This is a genomic window from Streptomyces sp. NBC_01237, assembly GCF_035917275.1.
Lineage (GTDB): Bacteria > Actinomycetota > Actinomycetes > Streptomycetales > Streptomycetaceae > Streptomyces.
The window spans coordinates 7,164,838-7,185,105 of sequence record NZ_CP108508.1; the positions used below are offsets into that span (position 1 = coordinate 7,164,838).

A 20,268-nucleotide genomic window follows, 5' to 3' on the forward strand; every position below is an offset into this window, starting at 1 on the left:
GGATGTCCGGGAAGTCCCACGCGACCTGGGACAATAGGCGCATGATCGATGCACGGCGGCTGCGAATCCTGCGTGCGGTGGCGGACCACCGTACGGTGACCGCGGCCGCCGCCGCGCTGTATCTGACGCCCTCGGCCGTCTCCCAGCAGCTCGCCGCCCTGGAGCAGGAGACCGGCCACCGGCTCGTCGAACGCGGTGCGCGCGGTGCGCGGCTCACCGCGCCGGGGGAGATCCTGCTGACCCACACCAACGCGGTGCTGGCCCAGCTGGAGCGGGCCGAGGCGGAGCTCGCCGCGTACAGCGCGGGTGTCGCCGGTACGGTCACGGTCGCCGCGTTCGCCACCGGCATCGGCCTGGTCCTGGCCCCCGCGCTCCGTGAACTGTCCCGCACCGCCCCCGGTATCCGGGTCCGCGTCCAGGACGCCGAGGGCGACGCGAGCGTCCCGATGGTGCTGGACCGGCAGGTGGATGTGGCGGTCGCCGTCGAATACCGGGGCGCGCCCGCCGAGGACGACCTGCGGCTGACGCGGGTGCCGCTCTACTCGGAGCCGTTCGACGCGGTGCTGCCCCTGGGGCACCGGCTGGCCGGTCAGGAACAGGTGGCGGTCGCCGACCTCGCGAAGGACCCCTGGATCGGACCGTACCCCGGCAACCCCTGCCACGACGTGGTGGTCCTGGCCTGTGAGTTCGCCGGTTTCGAGCCGATGCTCGAACACTCCTCGGACGACTTCCGCGCGGTGGTCGCGCTGGCCGGGGCGGGCGCCGGAGTGGCACTCGTCCCGAGGTCCGCGCTGCGGGGGACGGAGCTGAGCGGGGTGGTCGTGCGCCCCGTCCAGGGCAGCGCCCCGACGCGACGCGTCTTCGCGGCGGTACGGCAGGGGGCGGAGGGACACCCACTGATCAGCCCGGTCCTGGACGCGCTGGGAGCGGTGTCGGTCCGGGACGCCTGAAGGTCGTCGCGGACACCCGTGCACCGGGCGGGCCCGAACCTCAGACCCACCCGGCGCCCGTGCGCCTTCGTTTCAGCTTCGGCTTCAGCTGCGGCTTCCGCCCGGCCCCCGCTTCCGCCCGGCCTCAGCCCTTGCGCCGCTTGAGGACGAAGCGGCCACCGGACGAACCCGGCACCACCGTCGCCGCCAGCGCGGCCACGGTCACCGCCGCCACCAGCACCCCGTACTGCGCGGGCGGCATGTACGGCGCCGAACCCGTCGCCGACACCGCGAACGCGGTGAGCGGGACCGCCGCGACCACCGTGCCGATCACCAGCCCCGCGACCGTCACCAGACCGGTCTCCAGCACCAGCATCCGCCGCAGCTGCCCACGCCCCGTGCCGACCATCCGGAGCAGCCGGAACTCACCGCGCCGACCGGTCGTGATCAGGGCGAGCGTGCTGATCACGGACAGCAGCGCGAAGCCGCCGATCACCCCCACCCCGATGATGACCATGGCGTTGTCCTCGTCCGACACGGCCGGAGCGATCCGTACGTCGTTCGCCCCGGCGGGCCGGACCAGCACCCCGCTGTACGGCGCCAGCGCCTTCCGTACGGCAGCGGTGGCCGCAGCCCCGGAACGCGGGTCGGTCCCGATCAGGAGACTCGCGTCGCGCGCCGCCGAGACATGCGCCGCCAGTGCCTCGCGCGGGAGCATGAACTCGCCGAGGCCCAGGGAGCGTTCGTACACCGCGACCACCCGGAGCTTCGCCTTCGTACCGTCCCCCAGCCGCAGTTCCACCGTGTCGCCGGTGGAGACGCCGAGGCTGTCCGCCCGCTCCGCGCCGACCGCGACCGTGCCCCGCCCGGTGAGCCGTTCCAGGTCGCCCGACGTGACCTCGGGGTCGAGGGTGCCGGACAGCTGGGAGGCCGTCACGCCCAGCACGGGCAGGTTGCTCAGCTTCGGTTCGCCGACCTCGCGGTGGGCGAGGACGACGCTGGAGCGCAGCACGCCCGTCGCCGCCGTGACGCCCGGCGCTCCACGGACCGCTTGCGCCGCTCCGGCCGGCAGCCCGGCGCCCGGCGCCGTCGCCACCAGGTCCGCCCGCAGCGCGGCGGCGGCCTGCCGGTCGGCGGCCCGCTCCATCGTCGTACCGGCCGCCAGCTGTACGCAGACGAAGGCGACCACCAGCACGATCGGCGTGAGCGCCGCACCGAGCCGCCGGGTGTGCGCGGAGGCGGTCCGCGCGGCCAGGAAGCCGGAGACCCCGCCGGCCTTGCGCACCGGAGTGCCGAGGATCCGCATCGCGACCCGTGCGATCCACGGACCCAGCAACGCCACCGCGATGACCAGCGAGGTCGCCGCGCCCGATGCCGCGACCGCCGCGGTCTGGCCGCTCTGCGACGTGGCGAGACCGGCCGAACCGACTCCCGAGAAGGCCAGGACCAGGCCGGTGATCGTACGGAAGCGGCCCGGTTCGCTCGGTTCGGGGGAGCTCGCCGCCCCCAGGGCCGCGGCGGGCCGCAGCTTCGTGATGCCCCGGGCGGCCAGCATCGCCACCGGCCGCACGAGCACGGTGACGATCAGCGCGGCAGCCCCGGCCGCAGCGACCGGCAGCCACACGGGTACCGGCAGCGGCAGCGCGTCCGTGGTCAGCAGCGACCGCATCGCGAGACCCAGCGGTACGGCTCCGATGCCGCCCAGCACCGCGGCGGTGGCGGAGATCCGGCCCGCCTCCCGGCCGATCGCCGACCTGAGCTGGCGGGGCGTCGCCCCGACCGCCCGCAGCAGGGCCAGTTCACCGGACCGCTGGTGGATCGCCTGGGACAGCGTGGAGCCGATCACCAGCAGCGCCACCATCAGCACGGTGCCGCCTATCGACCCCAGCAGGGCCAGCTGATCGCCGCGCCCGCCGAGCGCGCCCAACTGCTCCGCCTCGCCCCGCTCCGTACCGGTCAGGACCCGCACCCCGCGGTCGGAACCGGCGGCGGCACGCTCGGGGAGCGCCCTGTCCACCGAGTCCCGCAGGGTGTCGGCCGCGACCCCCTCCTTCGCGACGATCCCGATCGCGTCGACGGTGTCCGGATGCCCGGCCAGCGCGGTCAGCCGCCGCTCGGTGAAGAACACGGCCGGGGCGCCCTTCCCCCGGTGCCCCGTGTCGGCGACACCGGTGAGGGTGTAGGACCTGGCGGCCCCGTCGACCTGGAGCTCCACCCTGTCGCCCGGCCCGATTCCGGCCGGTACCAGCGCCGTGTCCAGGACCACGTCGGTCGCGGCCTCCGGGGCCCGGCCCCCGGTCAGCTCGTAAGGGGTCAGCACCGCGGACGGCCAGGAACGGCCGACCGCGGGTGTCCCGCCGCCCACGGTCACCGGCACGGAGTCGTCCGCGACGGCACGGGCGACCCCGTCGGCCCCCGCCGCCTTCGCCAGCAGGGACCGGTCGAGCCGGGCCCGTTCCGACAGGTACGCCGTCGCGGTCCTCGGTTCACTGCCCCAGGGCTTCGCGGTGTACGACACCTTCTGGTCGGCGGCCACCACCGCGTCGGCGCCCGCGTACCGGTCGACCGGCGGCGTGGCCACCAGCAGCGAACCGAGAACGAAAGCGAACGCGCCGATCAGTGCCGCCGCTGCGGCCGTCGCCGCGATCACCGCGGCCCAGGCCCGGCGGTGCGCGGGCAGCGAGCGCCGGGCGAGGAACGCGGACGCCCGCCGCGACCCGTGCCGTACGGCCGGCGGATCGCGCGGGTCCTTCCTCCTGTCGCGCGCGGTCCCGGGCTCGCGTGCACCCGACGCCTTTCCGCCGCCCACGGTCGCGGCCCCGTGGGCGCCCGTGCTCCTGCTGTCGCGTACGGCTCTGTTCATCGCAGCCGCCCGCCGTCCATCGTCAGGACGTTGTCCGCCCAGCTCGCCGCGACCGGGTCATGGGTGACCATGACGACCGTCCGGCCGTCGGTCCGCACCGCGTCCCGCAGCAGCCCCAGCACCAGCGTCGCCGACTCCGGGTCCAGGGACGCCGTGGGCTCGTCCGCGAAGATCACGTCCGGGTCCGTGACCAGCGCCCTGGCCACCGCCACCCGCTGCTGCTGCCCGCCCGAAAGCGTCGCGGGCCCGTCACCGCCGCGCCCCGCGAGCCCGACCCGGGCCAGCAGGTCCCGGCCCCGGGCCAGCACCTCCGTACCGGCGGGATCGGCACCCGCCAGCACCAGCGGCAGCACCACGTTCTCCTCGATGGAGAGCGAGGACACCAGGTTGAGGGCGTGCGACTGGAAGACGAAACCGATCCGGTCCCGGCGCAGCCGGGTCAGCGCCGCCTCGGAGAGCGAGCCGAGATCCGTGCCGCCGATCCGTACCGTCCCCGAGGTCGGCCGGTCCAGCCCCGCCGCGCACTGGAGGAACGTGCTCTTGCCCGACCCCGAGGGACCCACCACCGCGGTGAAACTGCCGACCGGGACCGCACAGCTGACCATGTCCAGGGCCGTCGCCTCCCGGCCGCTGCCACGTCGCCCGTAGCGTCGGCTCACCGACTCCAGGCTGAGCGCGGCCGCCTGTGTCGTCATGACCGTGTTCACCGTTGCCTTCACCGTTCTTTCCGTCTTCCTCGTAACGCTTGACCTGCGTAAACGCTATGCGGCGGACGATCCGGCAGCGAGGGTGCGCACTACCGGACCGGGGGTGCAGCCTGCTACACCCCCGGTCGGGGGACCGCCCCACTCACACGGTGGGCCGGCCCCCGTAACGTGACCTGTCATGAGCTCCGATCCCGCCTCGCTGACGACCGCCATCCGGCGTGCGTGGGAGGCGTCGCACTACCTCTTCATCGGCCTCGCCGTGTCGCTGCTCACCTATCTGAGCGCGTTCCTGGTGGTGGCCGTCCTGATGTTCGCCGCAGTGATCATCGGGCTTCCCGCGCTGCCGGAAGCCGCCAAACTGCTCCGCGGACTCGCCGAGTCCGAGCGACGCCGGGCGGCCGCCCGGCTCGGTCTCGTGTTCCGGCCGAAGCAGTATCCGCCGCTGGACGGCGGGGAACTGTCCGAGCGGGTCAGGCGCGTACTCACCGACTCCACGACCTGGCGCGATGTGCTGTGGCTGCCCGTGCAGACCCTCCTGGGCATGGGTGTGGGCTACCTCACGATGGTGCTGTGGCCGATCGCGCTCCTCGTGGACGGGGTCGCGCTGTCTCTCGCGCGCCTCCTGGACCGGCGCAGGGCCGACGAGTACGGCACCCCGATGCCCGAACGGCCCGGCTGGGTGCTGCGTTGGTTCCCCGTGCTCGCCGATCTGTCGGCGACCTGGACCCGGTCCCTGCTCGCCTCCGCACCGTCCGACATGCTCTCCGAACGGGTCGCCCAGCTGACCGAGAGCCGGGCCGGGGCCGTCGCGGCCCACGGTGCCGAACTGCGCCGCATCGAACGGGATCTGCACGACGGAGCGCAGGCCAGGATCGTCGCCCTGTCGATGCGGATCGGACTGGCCAAGCAGCTCATCGACCGTGATCCCGACGCTGCCCGCACCCGGCTGGACGAGGCCCAGGACGGTGCCGACGAGGCGCTCGCCGAGCTCCGGCACGTGGTGCGCGGCATCCACCCGCCCATCCTGACGGACCGCGGACTGGCCGGTGCGGTACGGGCGTTGGCCGCCGATGTGGCGGTCCCCGTCGAGGCGGACCTGGACAGCGTCGAGGACGGGCGGCGGCTGCCCGCCGCGATCGAGGCGGCGGCGTACTTCGTGGTCGCCGAGGCGTTCACCAACATCAGCAAGCACAGTGGTGCCACGGCGGCCCGGGTCCGGATCGACCGGGGCCCCGACACCCTGCGGGTGATCATCGGCGACGATGGGCACGGCGGCGCGAACGAACGCGCCGGCAGCGGGCTGGTGGGAATCCGGCGGCGGGTCGCCGCCCTGGACGGCACCACCCGGATCAGCAGCCCCATCGGGGGGCCGACGGACATCGAAGTGGAGCTGCCGTGCGGATTGTGATCGCCGAGGACAACGCCCTGCTGAGGGAGGGGCTGATCCTCCTCCTCACCAGTTCGGGCCATGAGGTGGTGGCCGATGCGGCGACGGGCCCCGAGGTGCTGCCCGCACTCCTCGAACACCGCCCGGACGTGGCCGTGCTCGACGTACGGCTGCCGCCGTCCTTCCGCGACGAGGGCCTGCGCGCCGCCCTCGCCGCCCGCGTGGAGCTGCCGGACCTGCCGATCCTGGTCCTCTCGCAGTACGTCGAGGAGATGTACGCCGCCGAGCTGCTCTCCCAGGGCGCCCGGGGCATCGGCTATCTGCTCAAGGACCGGGTGGGCCGGGTCGACCAGTTCCTCCAGGCCCTGGAGCGGGTGGCGGCCGGAGGGACCGCCCTCGATCCGGAGGTGGTCTCCCAGCTGCTCACCCGGAAGTCCTCGGCGGGCCCCCTCCAGAGCCTCACCGCCCGGGAGCGCGAGGTCCTGGAGCACATGGCGCAGGGCCAGGCGAACGCCACGATCGCCGCCGAACTGGTCGTCAGCGAACGCGCGGTGAGCAAGCACATCGGCTCGATCTTCGCCAAGCTCGGCCTGGAACCGGACGACGGCTCGGTGCACCGCCGCGTGCTGGCGGTACTGGCGTATCTGGAGAGCAAGGGGACGAACTGAGGCGCGCGTTCCCGGACGGCTCGTGCGGGGCTCACTCACGTCTCCGTCTGCTCGTGCGGGGCTCACCCACGTCTCCGTCTGCTCACGCGGGCTGCAACAGGTCCCACCGGTTGCCGTACAGGTCTTCGAAGACCGCCACCGAGCCGTACACCTCGTGCCGGGGCTCCTCCAGGAACCGCACCCCGGCGGCCCGCATCCGCGCATGGTCGCCCGCGAAGTCCTCGGTGTGCAGGAAGAACCCGACCCGGCCACCCGTCTGCGCCCCCACGCTCGCGCTCTGGGCCTCGTCCTTGGCGCGGGCCAGCAGCAGCCCCGTACCGGCGGCGGCGCCGCGCGGGCGCACCACCACCCAGCGGGAGCCGTCGCCCCGGTCCGTGTCCTCCACCAGCTCGAACCCGAGGGCGTCGCGGTAGAAGCCGATCGCTTCGTCGTAGTCGTGGACGACCAGGGTGACCAGGGCGATGAGGGACATGAACGGGTCCTTCCGGAGGGGCGACATCAGAGTTATACGTAACACTAACGCTCCTCCCTCCCGCCCCCGCACAATTCCGGCATGGACACGAGCGACCTCACCGAGCTGACGGCCCGCGCCGGGCGCCTCGCCACTCCCGGCCACCGACGCATCCTCGGCATCGCGGGACCACCCGGAGCCGGGAAGTCCACCCTGGCCGCACGGCTGGTCGACGCCCTCGGAGGGCGCGCCGTCCTCGTCCCCATGGACGGCTTCCACCTCGCCCGTGCGGAACTGGACCGCCTGGGCCGCGCGGACCGCAAGGGCGCCCCCGACACCTTCGACGCCGCCGGGTACGCGGCGCTCCTGCGTCGCCTGCGCGACCCCGACGCCACCGGGCCCGTCTACGCGCCCGCCTTCGACCGCGCCCTGGAGGAGCCCGTCGCCGGGTCCCTGCCGGTCCCGCCGGACGTCCCGCTGGTCGTCACCGAGGGGAACTACCTCCTCCACGACGACGAGGCGTGGGCGCCGGTGCGCGGGCTGCTCGACGAGGTGTGGTTCCTGGACCTCGACCCCGAGGAGCGGGTGCGCAGACTCGTCGAGCGGCATGTGCGGTTCGGCAAGCCCCGCCCGTACGCCGAGCGCTGGGTGGCCGGCTCCGACGGGACGAACGCCCGCCTGGTCGACCGCGGCCGGGACCGGGCCGACCTCCTCGTACGGCTGCGCCCGGCGCCCCGGCCGGATCCGGGTGCCACGCCCCGAGCCCGCTAGCGCGGCACCCGGCGGGCGGGCAGGATGCTGTGTGCCGCACCGTGCCGCCAGGAGGTCCCGCATGCCCAGCCCGCACCAGCCCGTCCCCTTCACCGCCGACGACTACCGCGCCCGGATGACCCGCGCCGCCGAGGCGGCCGAGGCCGCCGGGCTCGCCGGCGTCCTCGTCGCGCCCGGCCCCGACCTCGTGCACCTCACCGGCTACCAGCCGGTGAGCACCGAACGGCTCACCCTCCTCGTACTCAAGGCGGGACAGGACCCGGTCCTCGTCGTCCCGACGCTGGAGGCGCCGGACGCCGAACACGCCGTCGGCGCCCCGGCCCTCACCCTGCGCGACTGGACCGACGGCAAGGACCCGTACGAGGTGACCGCCCCGCTGCTGGACACCGGTGGGCGGTACGGGATCAGCGACAACGCCTGGGCGATGCATCTGCTCGGCCTCCAGAAGATCCTCCCCACCACCTCCTACACCTCCCTCACCGAGGCCCTCCCGATGCTCCGCGCCGTCAAGGACGCGCACGAGCTGGACCGCCTCGCCGCAGCGGGCGCCGCCGCCGACGCCACGTACGGCGAGATCCTGAAGGTGCGTTTCTCCGGCCGCAGGGAGACCGACGTCGCCGCCGATCTGGCCGCTCTCCTCAAGCGGTTCGGGCACTCCCAGGTCGACTTCACCGTCGTCGGCTCCGGCCCCAACGGCGCCAACCCGCACCACGAGGCGGGCGACCGCACCATCGAGCGCGGCGACATGGTGGTCCTCGACTTCGGCGGGCTCAAGCACGGCTACGGCTCCGACACCTCCCGTACGGTCCATGTCGGCGAACCCACCGCAGAGGAGCAGCGGGTGCACGACATCGTCCGGGAGGCGCAGAAGGCGGGCTGCGACGCGGTCCGTCCCGGCGCCGCCTGCCAGGACATCGACCGGGCGGCGCGGGCGGTGATCACCGAGTTCGGCTACGGCGAACGCTTCATCCACCGCACCGGGCACGGCATCGGGGTCACCACCCACGAACCGCCCTACATGATCGAGGGCGAGGAACTGCCGCTGGTCCCCGGCATGTGTTTCTCGGTGGAGCCGGGCATCTACCTCCCCGGCCGGTTCGGCGTCCGGATCGAGGACATCGTGACGGTCACCGAGGACGGCGGACGCCGGCTGAACACGACCTCGCGCGAGCTGGCGATCGTCGAGTAGCACCGGGCGCCCGGCAGCGGGAACGGCGGGGGACGGCGGGAACCGGCCCGCCGGCTCCCGCCGTCCCCCTGATCCGCCTTCCTGGTCCGCCCCGCCGCTCAGTCCTGCGGCTCGCGGTCCCGGAAGCGGTGGAGCACGTCGTACGGGTACGGGAGCGGGCGGGCGCTCGCCGTGTCCAGCCGGTCCGTCTGCTCCGGCGTCAGCTCCCAGCCCACCGCACCGAGACTGTCGGTCAGCTGCTCGGCGTTGCGGGCGCCGACGATCGGCGCGGTGACGGCGGGCCGGCCGAGCAGCCAGCGCAGCGCCACCTGCGCCGGGGTGTGCCCGCCCTCCTCCGCGACCGCGACCAGCGTCTCCACGACCCGCCAGGTCTCCTCGTTGTCCCGCTCCCGCCACGCCTCGCGGCCCAGCTCCTCCTGGTAGCGGGCCTCGCGGGTGCCGGGGGCCGCGGCCGTCATGCCGCGCCGGTACTTCCCGGTCAGCCAGCCGCCCTGCAACGGGCTCCAGGGAATGATGCCGACGCCCTCCGCCCGGCTCACCGGGGCGAGCTCCCACTCCACTTCGCGGGCGAGCAGGTTGTAGAGGGGCTGGAGGCTCACATAGCGCTCCCAGCCGTTGCGGTCGGCCAGGTCCTGCGCGCGCTGGAGCTGGGAGGCGGAGACATTGCTCGCGCCGAGGTAGCGCACCTTTCCGGCCTTCACCAGCGAATCGAGTGTGGCGAGGGTCTCCTCAAGAGGTGTCGTCGCGTCCCACACATGGGTCTGATAGAGGTCGATGTAGTCCGTGCCGAGCCGCCGCAGGCTCGCCTCCACGGCCGACACGATGTGCTTGCGGCTCAGCCCGCCCGCGTTGGGCGCCTCGCCCATCGTCCCGAACACCTTGGTGGCGATGACGAGGTCGTCGCGCCTGCGGCCCTTCAGCCAGCGGCCGATGATCTCCTCGGACACGCCCCGCTGGTAGACGTCGGCGGTGTCGATGAACGTGCCGCCCGCCCCGGTGAACGTGTCGAGGACGCGGTGCGCGCTCGCCTCGTCGGTGTCCTGGCCGAACGTCATGGCCCCCAGGCACAGTTCACTGACCCGCAGTCCGGACCGGCCGAGGTATCGCTGCTTCATGGTGTTCCCTCCGTGTGTTCTTCCTGCGACAGGAAACGCTAGGTGTTGGAGTGCACACGAAGGCAAGGGAAAGCGCGGGGAGTTGCCCGAGCGGACCACGAACCGGCGGGTCCGCCGGGACCGTTGGCGTCGCCCGGACCGTCCGCGCCGCCGTCGCCCGGACCGTCCGCGCCGTCCGCCCCGGCTTCCCTCAGCCGTCCGCCAGCACCACGCACGACTCCGGCGGCAGGTGCAGCAGGCCGTCGGCGGCCGGTGGCCGGACCGGTTGCCAGGCTGCCAGTACCCGTGCGCCCCCGCCCCGGTTCCGGCCGCCGCCCAGGGGGATCGTGGCCGGCCCGTCCGCCAGATTCACCGCGACCCGCAGATCACCCCTGCGGTACGCCAGCCAGCGGGCGTTCTCGTCGTACGCGACCTTCACCGTGGCCAGGTCCGGGTCATGGAGGTCGGACATGGCCCGGCGCAGCGCGATCAGTTCGACGTACCACGCCCGCAGGCGCGCGTGCGGCTCGCGCTCCGGTTCGCTCCAGTCGAGACAGGAGCGGTCTCGGGTCGCCGGGTCCTGCGGGTCGGGGACCTCCTCCTCGGCCCAGCCGTGTGCCGTGAACTCCCGCCGTCTGCCGTCGCGTACGGCTCGCGCGAGCGCGGGGTCGGTGTGGTCGGTGAAGAACTGCCACGGCGTACGGGCGCCCCACTCCTCGCCCATGAACAGCATCGGGGTGAAGGGGCCGGTGAGCACCAGGGCCGCGGCGCATGCCTGGAGGCCGGGGGAGAGGGCGGCGGCGAGCCGGTCGCCCAGGGCCCGGTTGCCGATCTGGTCATGGGTCTGGGCGTACCCGACGAAGCGGTGGGCCGCGCTCCGGGTGACGTCGACGGGGCGGCCGTGCCTACGGCCCCGGAAGCTGGAGTACGTCCCGTTGTGGAAGAAGCCGCTGGTCACCGTCTTGGCCAGGGCGGCGAGCGGAGCCTGCGCGAAGTCGGCGTAGTAGCCCTGGGACTCGCCCGTGAGCGCCGTGTGCAGCGCGTGGTGGAAGTCGTCGTTCCACTGGGCGTGCAGCCCGATGCCGCCCGCCTCGCGGGGGGTGGTGGTGCGCGGGTCGCAGAGGTCCGACTCGGCGATCAGGGCCAGCGGCCGACCGGCCTCCGAGGCGAGCGCGTCGACGGCCGAGGACAGCTCCTCCAGGAAGGTGAGCGCCCGGCTGTCGGCGAGCGCGTGCACCGCGTCCAGGCGCAGCCCGTCGAGCCGGTAGTCCCGCAGCCAGGCGAGCGCGCTGCCCAGCAGGTACGCGCGGACCTCGTCCGAGCCCGGGGCGTCGAGGTTCACCGCCGCGCCCCAGGGAGTGTGGTGGGTATCGGTGAAGTACGGGCCGAAGGCCGGGAGGTGGTTGCCGGACGGGCCGAGGTGGTTGTGGACCACGTCCAGGATCACCGCGAGCCCCAGCTCGTGCGCCCTGTCGACAAAGCGCTTCAGTCCTGCCGGGCCGCCGTACGGTTCGTGCACGGCCCACAACGACACCCCTTCGTACCCCCAGCCATGGGTGCCGGGGAAGGGGCAGACGGGCATCAGCGACACATGGGTGACGCCCAGCCCGACGAGGTGTCCGAGCCGTTCGGCGGCGGCGTCGAAGGTCCCCGCACCGGTGAACGTACCGATGTGCAGCTCGTACAGGACCGAACCCGGCAGTCCGCTCCCCGCCCAGTCGCTGCGCCAGACGTACGCCTCCTGGTCGACGACCGCGCTCATGCCGTCCGGGCCGTCCGGCTGACGACGGGACCGCGGATCGGGGAGCACGGGGCCCCCGTCCACCGCGAAGCCGTAGCGGTCGCCGTCCACCGCCCGCGCCTCGGCCCGCCACCAGCCCGTCCGCTCCGGATCACGCTCCATCGCACGTCGCGCCCCCGCCGCGGCGTCCTCCACCGCCCCCGCCCCCGGTCCTGTCCCTGCGTCAGCCACCCTCCCGGCACCCGCTTCCGCACCCGCACCCGCTCCCGCCGCCGCGCTCGACAGCCGGAGCCCGACCGACTCCGCATCCGGGGCCCATACCTCGAACTGCATTCACCACTCCTCGTCCATGAACAGGTCGCCCGAAGGCGGCTCCATGATCGGCGGAAGTCGCGCTCACGGCCCCGGAACACTAGAGCGAGCCCGTTACTGGCGATTAGGGTCTGGTTCTGATCATTGCCCTGCCAGGTTCTGCTCATACGTACGGCTGCTGGAGGCCGAGATGACCGTCCCGATGTTCCCTCCGGGCTTCCTCTGGGGAGCCTCTGCCTCCGCTTTTCAGACCGAGGGGGCCGTCGACACCGCCGGTAAGGGCCCCTCCGGCTGGGACGCCTTCGCCGCGCGGCCGGGCCGGATCAAGGACGGCACCGACACCACCCGCGGCACCGGCTTCTACGAGCGATACCGCGAGGATGTCGCCCTGCTCGCGGGGCTGGGGGCGGACGCCTTCCGGTTCTCCGTCAGCTGGCCCCGTGTGGTGCCCGGAGGCAGCGGAGCGGTCAACCCCGAAGGGCTCGACTTCTACGACCGGCTCGTCGACGAACTCTGCGCCCACGGCATCACCCCGGCCCCCACCCTCTACCACTGGGACACCCCGCTGCCCCTGGACGAGGCGGGCGGCTGGCTCGACCGGGACACCGCCTACCGCTTCGCCGAGTACGCGGGCATCGTCGCCGAACGGCTCGCCGACCGCGTACCCATGTGGATCACCATCAACGAACCCGCCGAAGTCACCCTGCTGGGCTACGCGCTCGGTGAGCACGCCCCCGGGCGCACGCTCCTCTTCGACGCGCTGCCCGCCGCCCACCACCAGCTGCTCGCCCACGGCCTCGCCGTCCGCGCGCTGCGCGCGGCGGGCGCCGACAACATCGGCGCCGCCCTCTCGCACGCCCCCGTGTGGACGGCCGGGGACAGCGAGGAGGACCGCTTCGGCGCGGAGCTGTACGACACGCTCACCAACTGGCTGTTCGCCGATCCGATCCTCACCGGCCGCTACCCCGACGAGAACCTCGCGGCCCTGATGCCCGGCCCGGTGGCGGACGACCTGAAAGTCATCTCGGCACCGCTCGACTGGTACGGCGTCAACTACTACAACCCCACCCTCGTCGGTGCCCCCAAGCCGGAAGCCCTCGACTCCTTCTCCGGCTTCGGCATGCCCGCCGAACTCCCCTTCGGCATCCGCGAGATCGAGGGCTACGAGAAGACCGACTTCGGCTGGCCCGTCGTCCCCGAAGGGCTGAACGAGACACTCACCCTGCTGCGCGGGCGCTTCGGCGACCGGCTCCCGCCGCTGTACATCACGGAGAACGGCTGCGCGATCGACGAGCCCCTCGCCGACCACCGTCGCATCGACTACCTCGAAGGCCACCTCACCGCCCTGCGCGCCGCCATCGACACGGGGATCGACGTGCGCGGCTACTTCACCTGGTCGCTCACCGACAACATCGAATGGACCGAGGGCGTCGCCAAGCGCTTCGGGCTCGTCCACGTCGACCACGAGACGATGCGCCGGACGCCGAAGGCGTCCTACGACTGGTACCGCGACCTGATCCGCGCACAGAAGAGCTGAACGCGGACCGCTCCGCACGGGACCGCCCGGCGAGCACGTGACGGCCCCCGCCGAGCGGCTGCTGCCGTGCCTCGCCGGCCGACGGGCCGGCGAGGCCGGTGGACTCACGCCAGATGGACGCGTTCCTGCGTGATGCGATGACCGGCGCGGGCGAACGCGACCGCCATCGGCAGGTTCCCCCGGTCGGTCGCGCCCGCGACGAACTCGGCGCCCTGCTCAGCCAAGAAGTGCGTGCACTCCACGAGCAGGTCGTAGCCGTAGCCGTGGCCACGCGCTTCGGGAACGACCCCGATGAAACCGACGCACGGGCCCGACGGGTTGTGCGCGGGCACGTGGATGCCCGCCACCGCGCCGTCCGCCGTGTACGCCAGCTGCCACCAGGAACGCGGCGAGGGGCACCAGTGGAAGAAGTCCAGCTCTTCCTGGGCCGCCGCCTCAAGACCGCCGGGACCCTCGATCGCCTTGCGCGCGTGGGCGTCCAGCGTGACGGAGTGGACCCGGCGCAGGACCTCCATGATCACGGCGTCGTCGGGCTCCGGCCGGAAGGTCAGCCGCCCGGGACGCTCGGGCAGGCCGTCGTCCGGGGTCCAGAGATAGCGGTAGCGCTCGACCAGCGGCTCCAGGCCGCTCGCCGTGGCGGCGGCGATCCGGGCCTCCGCGGCGGCCGTGACCGCGGGGACCTCCCGCCAGTTCGCGGGCAGGATCAGTTCGTACTCGACGTGGAACGGTGCGCGGCGCAGGAGTTCGGCGCCCGCCCCGTCCTCGCCGTCCGCGAAGTCGAACCAGTTCAGCAGGACGGGTTCGGTGTCATCGGGCCCCGCCCACCAGGCGGCCCTGGCCACCACGGTGCCGTCGCGCAGGGCGACCCAGGTCCACTCGGGGCGGTACTCTCCGCCGTTCAGCACCGTGGCGTACCGGTGGCCGAACGCGGCACGGCCGACAAGACCGCTGTCCTGCAGGGAGTCGAAAAGCTCTGCGTCGCTCTCGCTGAGCGCGCGGATGACCAGATCGGTCATGGAAATGTCCTCCGGGACGGAATGCCGCGCGCCCGGTCAGACGGAGTCCGACACCGCCCTGCGGACGGGACGGGAGCGCGGGAATGAGGTGCTACGGATGGTGGTGCAGTTGCTCGTACGCACTTCTCTCGCCTCCTTCCACGACTTCGCACGATCGGGTCCGACGTTGCGCGGTGACACTAACCCGGCGCCGGACGGCCCGTCCACCGATTAACGAGGGGGACGGGCCGGCGCCGCGAGCCGGTGGTCCCGGCCTCAGCCCGGGACCATGGCCGTCAGTCCCAGACCATGTTGAACGAGCGCTCGAAGTTCACGTACCCCAGGCGCTCGAAGGACTTCGCCATCGGCACATTGTCGAGGTCCGTCGCGGCCCTGATCCGGTCCACTCCCTGTGCGGCGAGCACCCGGGTGCCCTCGGCGAGGATGTCGTCGATGTAGCCCTGCCCGCGGTGCGCCGGTACGACACCGATGTACGCGATGATCGGGTTGTAGTTGTTGCGGGCCGGGACGACGAATCCGACCGGCTCACCGCCGGGCAGCTCGGCCACCCGCCACCAGTCCCGCGGGCTCCGGTAGCCCGCCAGTTCCTCGTCGTAGTGCTTCTCCGCCGCCTCGCGGGCGCTCAGCCCGGACGCCAGGTCCGCCCGGCCGTGCGCGTCGAGGGTGCCCGCCATCACGGGCGTCATCAGCGCGACGAGATCCTCGCGCCCGGAGACCTGCCGGAACACCAGCCAGCCACTGTCCGCGGGGACCGGCGTCCCGGCCCGCCACTCCAGGCGCAGCCGCTCCACCAGCATCCGGGCGCCGGTGCGTTCCATCACCCGGACCCGGGCCTCGACGATATCCCGCGCCGCCGGGTCCTCGTGCCAGTCGGGCGGCACGAAGCGGCCGTACTCGGGACGCGCCGCGCCCTTCGGCAGGACCGCCGCCGTCGCCGTCTCCAGCAGCCGTTCCCCGATCGCGCCGCGCTCCGGCTCCGGCAGGGTGTCGTCCAGGTCGAAGAAGTCCAGCGCCAGCGGCTGCCCGCCCTCCTCCGAGGTCCACCAGGCGGCGCGGGCCACGACGCGTTCGCCGCGCAGGGCCACCCACATCCACTCCGGGCGGCGGCGGCCGGTGGCCAGATCGTCCGCCAGCTCGTGGTCCAGGACGTACGACAGACGGCGGAACAGGTCCAGTTCCTGCGGTCCCGCCAGCGGACGGACAGTCAATTCCTGTGGTGCAAGGGTCACAAAGTCTCCTCATGGAATGTAGGCCGCAGACCCTAACAACGGCTTCCGGCCAGCAGCACCGCAGGTCAGCAGGCGAGTAAAGCGGGGTTCTTCTGGACACCCCGGCCCGGTCGGCCCGACAATCGACTCTGTGACGTCCTCCTTCGAGTTCCACACGTATCCCGCGCGGCTGTCGGACGCCCAGCGCGACCGTGTCCTCGGCGTGCTCAGAGAGGGTGCCGCACAGGGCAAGCTCTCCCACGACACCTTCATGCGACGCATGGAACTGGCCCTCGTCGCCCGTGGCCCCGAGGAACTGGCGGCGCTCACCTCCGACCTGGACTCCGGCGGCCGCTGGACCCGGAGCCTGGTCCGGGCCGTGGGCGGTCTGTCGGCCTTCCCGGGGCGGATGCGCCGGGCCTGGCAGACCGAACGGCTGCCGAAGCTGCTGCTGCCCGCGCCCGGCCCGCATCCGCTGCTCATAGGCCGCGATCCGGGCAACGGACTCCGGCTCAACCACGAGACCGTGTCCCGGCTGCACGCCGAGCTCACCGTGCAGGGCGGCCGATGGGTGCTGCGCGACCTCGGCTCGACGAACGGCACCTGCGTCAACGGCCAGCGCCTCGTCGGATCGGTCCCGGTGCGCGACGGGGACCAGGTGAGCTTCGGCCGGATGAGTTTCCGGCTGACCACCCCGACGCTCCGGCCACCGGCCTGACCCGCTGCTGGGCTCCGCGTCCCGCCGGCCACCGGCCTGACCCCGCTGCCGGGCCCCGGGTCCCGCCCCGTACCCCCACCTGCTCCCGCATCCCCGCACCCGCCCGCCCGTCACTCGAACGGCGGTACGCCCACTGCGGTGAGCTCCCGGTGGTGGTCGGCTGAGGGCACCCGCGTCGGACAGCGACGCACCGACCCCGGGGGTACGGATGCCGGTCGACGGACCCGAGCGCCTGCCCACGGCCCGCGCCCCCCGGCAGCCGGGCGGGCCTCCCGGCCTCCTGTCGCCCGGCGCGGCCACCGACCCCTACCGGCTCCGGCTCTATCGCGTCCTGCGCGAGGACTTCCCGCTCTGCTACGACGAGGAGCTCGGCGCCTGGCTGCTCAGCAGGTACGCCGATGTGGCCGCCGCGCTCACCGATCCCCGGTTCGCCGGCTGTCCGCACGACGGCGCACCCCTCGGCGGCCCCGCCCCGCTCGGACTCTGCCGGGGCGCCATCGGCTGCACCACCCCGGACGAAGGGCCACCGCGGCCCGCGGCACGGGCGAGCGCCGTCCACCGCAAGGCCGTCGAGCGGACCGCGTACGTCCTCGCCCGCCGGATAGCGGGCCGTCAACAGGCCGATCTGGTCGAGGAGTTCTGCCGCTGGCTCCCCGCCGGTGCCGCGGCCGCCGTGCGCGGGCCGTCCGCGCCCGACCTCACCCGGCTCCCGCGCACCGCCCTCCACCTACGGCTCACCCGCCCCGCCGCCGCCACCGACTGCGCCGGGCACACCGCCCTGCGCGAGACGGCCCTCGCCTCGTTCCTGGCCAACCTGCTCGACGACACCGACCTGCTGGCCGCCGTACGCACCGAACCCGGTCTGATCGCGGGGGCCTGGACGGAGACCCTGCGCCGCGACCCGCCCGTCCAGATCGTCCTGCGCCGCACCCGCACCGACGTCCGCGTCAGCGGCGGCACGCTCCCCGCCGGGGCGCCCGTCGCCTGTCTGATCGGCGCGGCGGGCCGCGACCCGGACAGATTCGACGCCCCCGACCGCTTCGACCCGTTCCGCGCCGATCCGGGCGCTCTCACCACCGGCCCCGCGGGCTGCCCCGCCGTGGTGCTGGGCCGGCTCGAAGCCGAGCACGGACTGTGCGCCCTGCTGGACGCCATGCCCGGCCTCCGCTGGGCGGACGGCTTCCGCCCCGTCGCCACCGGGCTGCTCACCCGCGGTCCGAGGTCCCTTCTCGTACGGCCCTCCTGAGCAGCGCCACCGGCCGCTCGGCGAACAGCTCGTCCACCGCGACCGTGGAGCCGGAGAACTCCCGGCCCGGCGACAGGACGTCCTGCCAAGGACCCGCGTCCGGCAGGGCCAGCACCGTCCCCCGCCAGCCACCCTCCTCCGCCAGCCGCAGCGACAGCCGGGTCACCGCCGTGACCACCTCGCCCGACCGGCAGAACGCCACACAGTGCCCGGCCGCCGAACCGCGCGCGACCAGCGGGGCGTACGTCCCCGACTCCCCGAACACCTCCGGCCGCGCCCGCCGCAGCCCCAGCGCCGCCACCGTGAGCGCCGCCTTCTCGTCGGAGACGTCCGTGCCGTCGGCGGTGCTGCCGGCGGCGTCCACGACACCGCCGGGGCGCCGGAACGGCCGCCGGTTGTCCGGGTCGACCAGCGCGATGTACTCGCGCTCGGTGCCCTGGTACAGATCGGGCACCCCCGGCATCGTCAGATGCACCAGCGCCGCCCCCAGCACATTGGCCCGCACGAACGGGCCGAGCGCGCGCGCGAACCGGGTCACCAGCGTCCGCGCCGCCCCGGTGGCGCTGCCCGGACCGGCCGCGACGAAGTCCGTCACGGCCCGTTCGTACCCCGGATCCGGCTCGGTCCAGCTCGTGACGAGTCCCGCCTCGCGCACGGCCTTGAGCAGCGCCGGCTCCAGCCGCCCCGCCATCTCCCCGGCCGGCAGCACCGCGCAGCCGTACGACGACTGCCATGCCTGCCAGGCCAGCTGGGGGTCGGGCGCCGCCACCGCCGTCGCCCGCGTCAACTGTGCCACCAGCGAGGACCATCGCTCCGGGCACTCCGAGAGCACCGCGATCCTGGCCCGTACGTCGGCGCTGCGCTTGGTGTCGTGCGTGGTCAGCACCGTGCCGGTGGAGGGCCAGTCCCGGGCCAGCCGTGCGCAGAACGCGTGGAACTTCTCCGGCGCCACGGCGGGCCGCCCCGGATCGCCGCCCACCTCGGTCGCGGAGATCAGCGGGACATAGCGGTAGAACGCGGTGTCCTCGACCGACTTGGCGTGCAGCGCCGACGCCGTCTGCGCGAACCTGGCGCAGAACGCCGCCTGTTCCGCCCCCTCGCCGAGCCGCCCCAGCGCCAGAGCCCGCACCACGTCGACGGCCGCCGCCTCCTGCGGCACGGAGAAGGCGGCCTTCGCGTCCCGGACCGCCTCGTCCGGAAGGGCCGACGCGGCGACCTCCGTGAGCTGCCCGCCCGCGGTGACGTACGGGCGGTAGACCGGGATCCGGACCAGCAGTTCGCGTACGGCGGCGCGCAGCGCCCACGGGGCGTGGTCGCGCAGCGCGGGGTCCGCGGCGCAGACCCCGACCGCCAGCCGGGTCAGCCAGGCGGTCTCGGCGGCCAGTTCATGGGTCACCACGCGGTACGCGGCACGGCGCACGGTGGCCTTCCAGTAGCCGCCCCGGTCCTCCGGCGGGCCCGCGAAGTCCCGGTAGCGGCCGAGCAGCTCCGCGGCACCGGCCGGGTCGGTGAACAGTCCGTCGATCCGGTGCAGCGCGTCGTACCCCGTCGTCCCGGCGACCGCCCAGCCCGCGGGCAGCGGCTCGGTGCCGGTGAGGATCTTCTCCACCACCGTCCACCGGCCGTCGGTGGCCCGGTGGAGCCGTTCCAGATAGGCCGCCGGGTCGGCGAGTCCGTCCGGGTGGTCGACGCGCAGCCCGTCGAGCACGCCCTCCCGGAGCAGTTCGAGCACCTTGGCGTGGGTGGCGTCGAAGACCTCGGGGTGCTCGACGCGGACCCCGATCAGCTCGGACACGGTGAAGAAGCGCCGGTAGTTCAGCTCGGTACGGGCCAGCCGCCACCAGCCGAGCCGGTAGTGCTGGGCGTCCAGGAGTTCGGGCAGCGCCAGCGCGGCCGTGCCCTCGCGCAGCGGGAACTCCTGCTCGCCGTGGCGCAGCACGTCCCCGTCGACCGAGAACCCGGCGAGCTCGTCGCCGATGCGCCCGGCGAGGACCGGCAGCAGCACCTTGCCGCCGTGCGCCGTCCAGTCGATGTCGAACCAGCGGGCGTACGGGGACGCCGGGCCCTCGCGCAGGACCTCCCACAGCGCCCGGTTGTGGCGGGGCGCGGCGGCCATGTGGTTGGGCACGATGTCCAGGATCAGCCCGAGCCCGTGCTCCCGGGCCGTGGCGGCGAGCCGCCGCAGCCCCTCCTCACCGCCCAGCTCGGCCCGGACCCGGCTGTGGTCGACGACGTCGTAGCCGTGCCGGGAACCGGGGACGGCCTCCAGGACGGGCGACAGATGCAGATGGGAGACACCGAGCGCGGCGAGATACGGCACCGCGTCTTCGGCGGCCGAGAAGGGGAAGTCCGGCTGGAGCTGGAGCCGGTACGTGGCGGTGGGCGTCATGCGAACGTACGTACCCAGCCGGAAGCGGTCTGTGTCACGGTC

Annotated in this window: 16 protein-coding genes; 8 read left to right on the forward strand and 8 right to left on the reverse strand. The window is 73.6% G+C overall.

The window, feature by feature from the left end; translation table 11 throughout:
- Positions 1-41: 41 nt before the first annotated feature.
- A complete protein-coding gene (locus tag OG251_RS31805; protein ID WP_326680327.1) occupies positions 42-950 on the forward strand; it encodes a LysR family transcriptional regulator in 909 nt (302 codons plus the stop codon).
- Positions 951-1,074: 124 nt separating this feature from the next.
- Here OG251_RS31805 and OG251_RS31810 read toward each other — a convergent pair whose 3' ends face one another.
- Entirely contained in the window at positions 1,075-3,792 is a 2,718-nt protein-coding gene (locus OG251_RS31810; protein WP_326680328.1) for an ABC transporter permease, read from the reverse strand.
- A complete protein-coding gene (locus OG251_RS31815) occupies positions 3,789-4,487 on the reverse strand; it encodes an ABC transporter ATP-binding protein (protein ID WP_326680329.1) in 699 nt (232 codons plus the stop codon). The genes OG251_RS31810 and OG251_RS31815 overlap by 4 nt, the downstream gene beginning before the upstream one ends.
- Before the next feature lie 190 nt (positions 4,488-4,677).
- On the opposite strand from OG251_RS31815, the gene OG251_RS31820 reads away from it, so the two are divergent.
- Both OG251_RS31820 and OG251_RS31825 read left to right on the forward strand, forming a co-directional pair.
- The gene (locus OG251_RS31820) at positions 4,678-5,907 is read left to right on the forward strand and encodes a sensor histidine kinase (protein WP_326680330.1); all 1,230 of its coding nucleotides are present in this window, start codon (positions 4,678-4,680) and stop codon (positions 5,905-5,907) included.
- Positions 5,895-6,554 (forward strand): response regulator transcription factor, encoded by a 660-nt coding sequence (locus OG251_RS31825; protein WP_326680331.1) that lies wholly within the window; start codon positions 5,895-5,897, stop codon positions 6,552-6,554. Before OG251_RS31820 ends, OG251_RS31825 begins: the two co-directional genes overlap by 13 nt.
- Before the next feature lie 82 nt (positions 6,555-6,636).
- Here the strand turns inward: OG251_RS31825 and OG251_RS31830 are convergent, their stop codons facing one another.
- Positions 6,637-7,026 carry a VOC family protein gene (locus OG251_RS31830; protein ID WP_326680332.1) on the reverse strand — a complete coding sequence of 130 codons (390 nt, stop codon included), beginning with the start codon at positions 7,024-7,026 and terminating at the stop codon, positions 6,637-6,639.
- Between the two features lie 81 nt (positions 7,027-7,107).
- Here OG251_RS31830 and OG251_RS31835 point away from each other — a divergent pair, with 81 nt between their 5' ends.
- A complete protein-coding gene (locus tag OG251_RS31835) occupies positions 7,108-7,776 on the forward strand; it encodes a nucleoside/nucleotide kinase family protein (RefSeq protein WP_326680333.1) in 669 nt (222 codons plus the stop codon).
- A 61-nt stretch (positions 7,777-7,837) separates the two neighbouring features.
- On the forward strand, positions 7,838-8,965 hold the full coding sequence (locus OG251_RS31840; protein WP_326680334.1) for an aminopeptidase P family protein: 1,128 nt from the start codon (positions 7,838-7,840) through the stop codon (positions 8,963-8,965).
- A gap of 98 nt (positions 8,966-9,063) precedes the next feature.
- Here the strand turns inward: OG251_RS31840 and OG251_RS31845 are convergent, their stop codons facing one another.
- On the reverse strand, positions 9,064-10,080 hold the full coding sequence (locus tag OG251_RS31845; RefSeq protein ID WP_326680335.1) for an aldo/keto reductase: 1,017 nt from the start codon (positions 10,078-10,080) through the stop codon (positions 9,064-9,066).
- 190 nt (positions 10,081-10,270) lie between these two features.
- A complete protein-coding gene (gene treZ / locus OG251_RS31850; protein ID WP_326681481.1) occupies positions 10,271-11,962 on the reverse strand; it encodes a malto-oligosyltrehalose trehalohydrolase in 1,692 nt (563 codons plus the stop codon).
- 340 nt (positions 11,963-12,302) lie between these two features.
- Here treZ and OG251_RS31855 point away from each other — a divergent pair, with 340 nt between their 5' ends.
- Positions 12,303-13,649 carry a GH1 family beta-glucosidase gene (locus OG251_RS31855; RefSeq protein WP_326680336.1) on the forward strand — a complete coding sequence of 449 codons (1,347 nt, stop codon included), beginning with the start codon at positions 12,303-12,305 and terminating at the stop codon, positions 13,647-13,649.
- A 104-nt stretch (positions 13,650-13,753) separates the two neighbouring features.
- On the opposite strand, the gene OG251_RS31860 is transcribed toward OG251_RS31855, so the two are convergent.
- Positions 13,754-14,665, reverse strand: a complete 912-nt coding sequence (locus OG251_RS31860) for a GNAT family N-acetyltransferase (protein ID WP_326680337.1) — start codon at positions 14,663-14,665, stop codon at positions 13,754-13,756.
- A 275-nt stretch (positions 14,666-14,940) separates the two neighbouring features.
- On the reverse strand, positions 14,941-15,894 hold the full coding sequence (locus OG251_RS31865) for a GNAT family N-acetyltransferase (protein WP_326680338.1): 954 nt from the start codon (positions 15,892-15,894) through the stop codon (positions 14,941-14,943).
- 130 nt (positions 15,895-16,024) lie between these two features.
- Between OG251_RS31865 and OG251_RS31870 the strand changes: the two genes are divergently transcribed.
- Both OG251_RS31870 and OG251_RS31875 read left to right on the forward strand, forming a co-directional pair.
- Positions 16,025-16,591 carry a DUF1707 and FHA domain-containing protein gene (locus OG251_RS31870; protein WP_326680339.1) on the forward strand — a complete coding sequence of 189 codons (567 nt, stop codon included), beginning with the start codon at positions 16,025-16,027 and terminating at the stop codon, positions 16,589-16,591.
- Positions 16,592-16,799: 208 nt separating this feature from the next.
- Complete coding sequence (locus tag OG251_RS31875; RefSeq protein WP_326680340.1) at positions 16,800-17,837, forward strand: cytochrome P450; 1,038 nt, start codon at positions 16,800-16,802, stop codon at positions 17,835-17,837.
- Here OG251_RS31875 and treY read toward each other — a convergent pair.
- On the reverse strand, positions 17,797-20,226 hold the full coding sequence (treY, locus tag OG251_RS31880; protein WP_326680341.1) for a malto-oligosyltrehalose synthase: 2,430 nt from the start codon (positions 20,224-20,226) through the stop codon (positions 17,797-17,799). The genes OG251_RS31875 and treY overlap by 41 nt on opposite strands.
- Positions 20,227-20,268 lie beyond the last annotated feature (42 nt).

Bases quoted from the DNA above. Each gene is read 5' to 3' on its own strand.
- OG251_RS31830 (WP_326680332.1), bottom strand. From the start codon at position 7,026: ATGTCCCTCATCGCCCTGGTCACCCTGGTCGTCCACGACTACGACGAA.
- treY (WP_326680341.1), bottom strand. From the start codon at position 20,226: ATGACGCCCACCGCCACGTACCGGCTCCAGCTCCAGCCGGACTTCCCC.
- OG251_RS31875 (WP_326680340.1), top strand. From the start codon at position 16,800: ATGCCGGTCGACGGACCCGAGCGCCTGCCCACGGCCCGCGCCCCCCGG.
- OG251_RS31845 (WP_326680335.1), bottom strand. From the start codon at position 10,080: ATGAAGCAGCGATACCTCGGCCGGTCCGGACTGCGGGTCAGTGAACTG.
- treZ (WP_326681481.1), bottom strand. From the start codon at position 11,962: ATGGAGCGTGATCCGGAGCGGACGGGCTGGTGGCGGGCCGAGGCGCGG.
- OG251_RS31855 (WP_326680336.1), top strand. From the start codon at position 12,303: ATGACCGTCCCGATGTTCCCTCCGGGCTTCCTCTGGGGAGCCTCTGCC.
- OG251_RS31840 (WP_326680334.1), top strand. From the start codon at position 7,838: ATGCCCAGCCCGCACCAGCCCGTCCCCTTCACCGCCGACGACTACCGC.
- OG251_RS31810 (WP_326680328.1), bottom strand. From the start codon at position 3,792: ATGAACAGAGCCGTACGCGACAGCAGGAGCACGGGCGCCCACGGGGCC.
- OG251_RS31815 (WP_326680329.1), bottom strand. From the start codon at position 4,487: ATGACGACACAGGCGGCCGCGCTCAGCCTGGAGTCGGTGAGCCGACGC.
- OG251_RS31805 (WP_326680327.1), top strand. From the start codon at position 42: ATGATCGATGCACGGCGGCTGCGAATCCTGCGTGCGGTGGCGGACCAC.
- OG251_RS31820 (WP_326680330.1), top strand. From the start codon at position 4,678: ATGAGCTCCGATCCCGCCTCGCTGACGACCGCCATCCGGCGTGCGTGG.
- OG251_RS31860 (WP_326680337.1), bottom strand. From the start codon at position 14,665: ATGACCGATCTGGTCATCCGCGCGCTCAGCGAGAGCGACGCAGAGCTT.
- OG251_RS31835 (WP_326680333.1), top strand. From the start codon at position 7,108: ATGGACACGAGCGACCTCACCGAGCTGACGGCCCGCGCCGGGCGCCTC.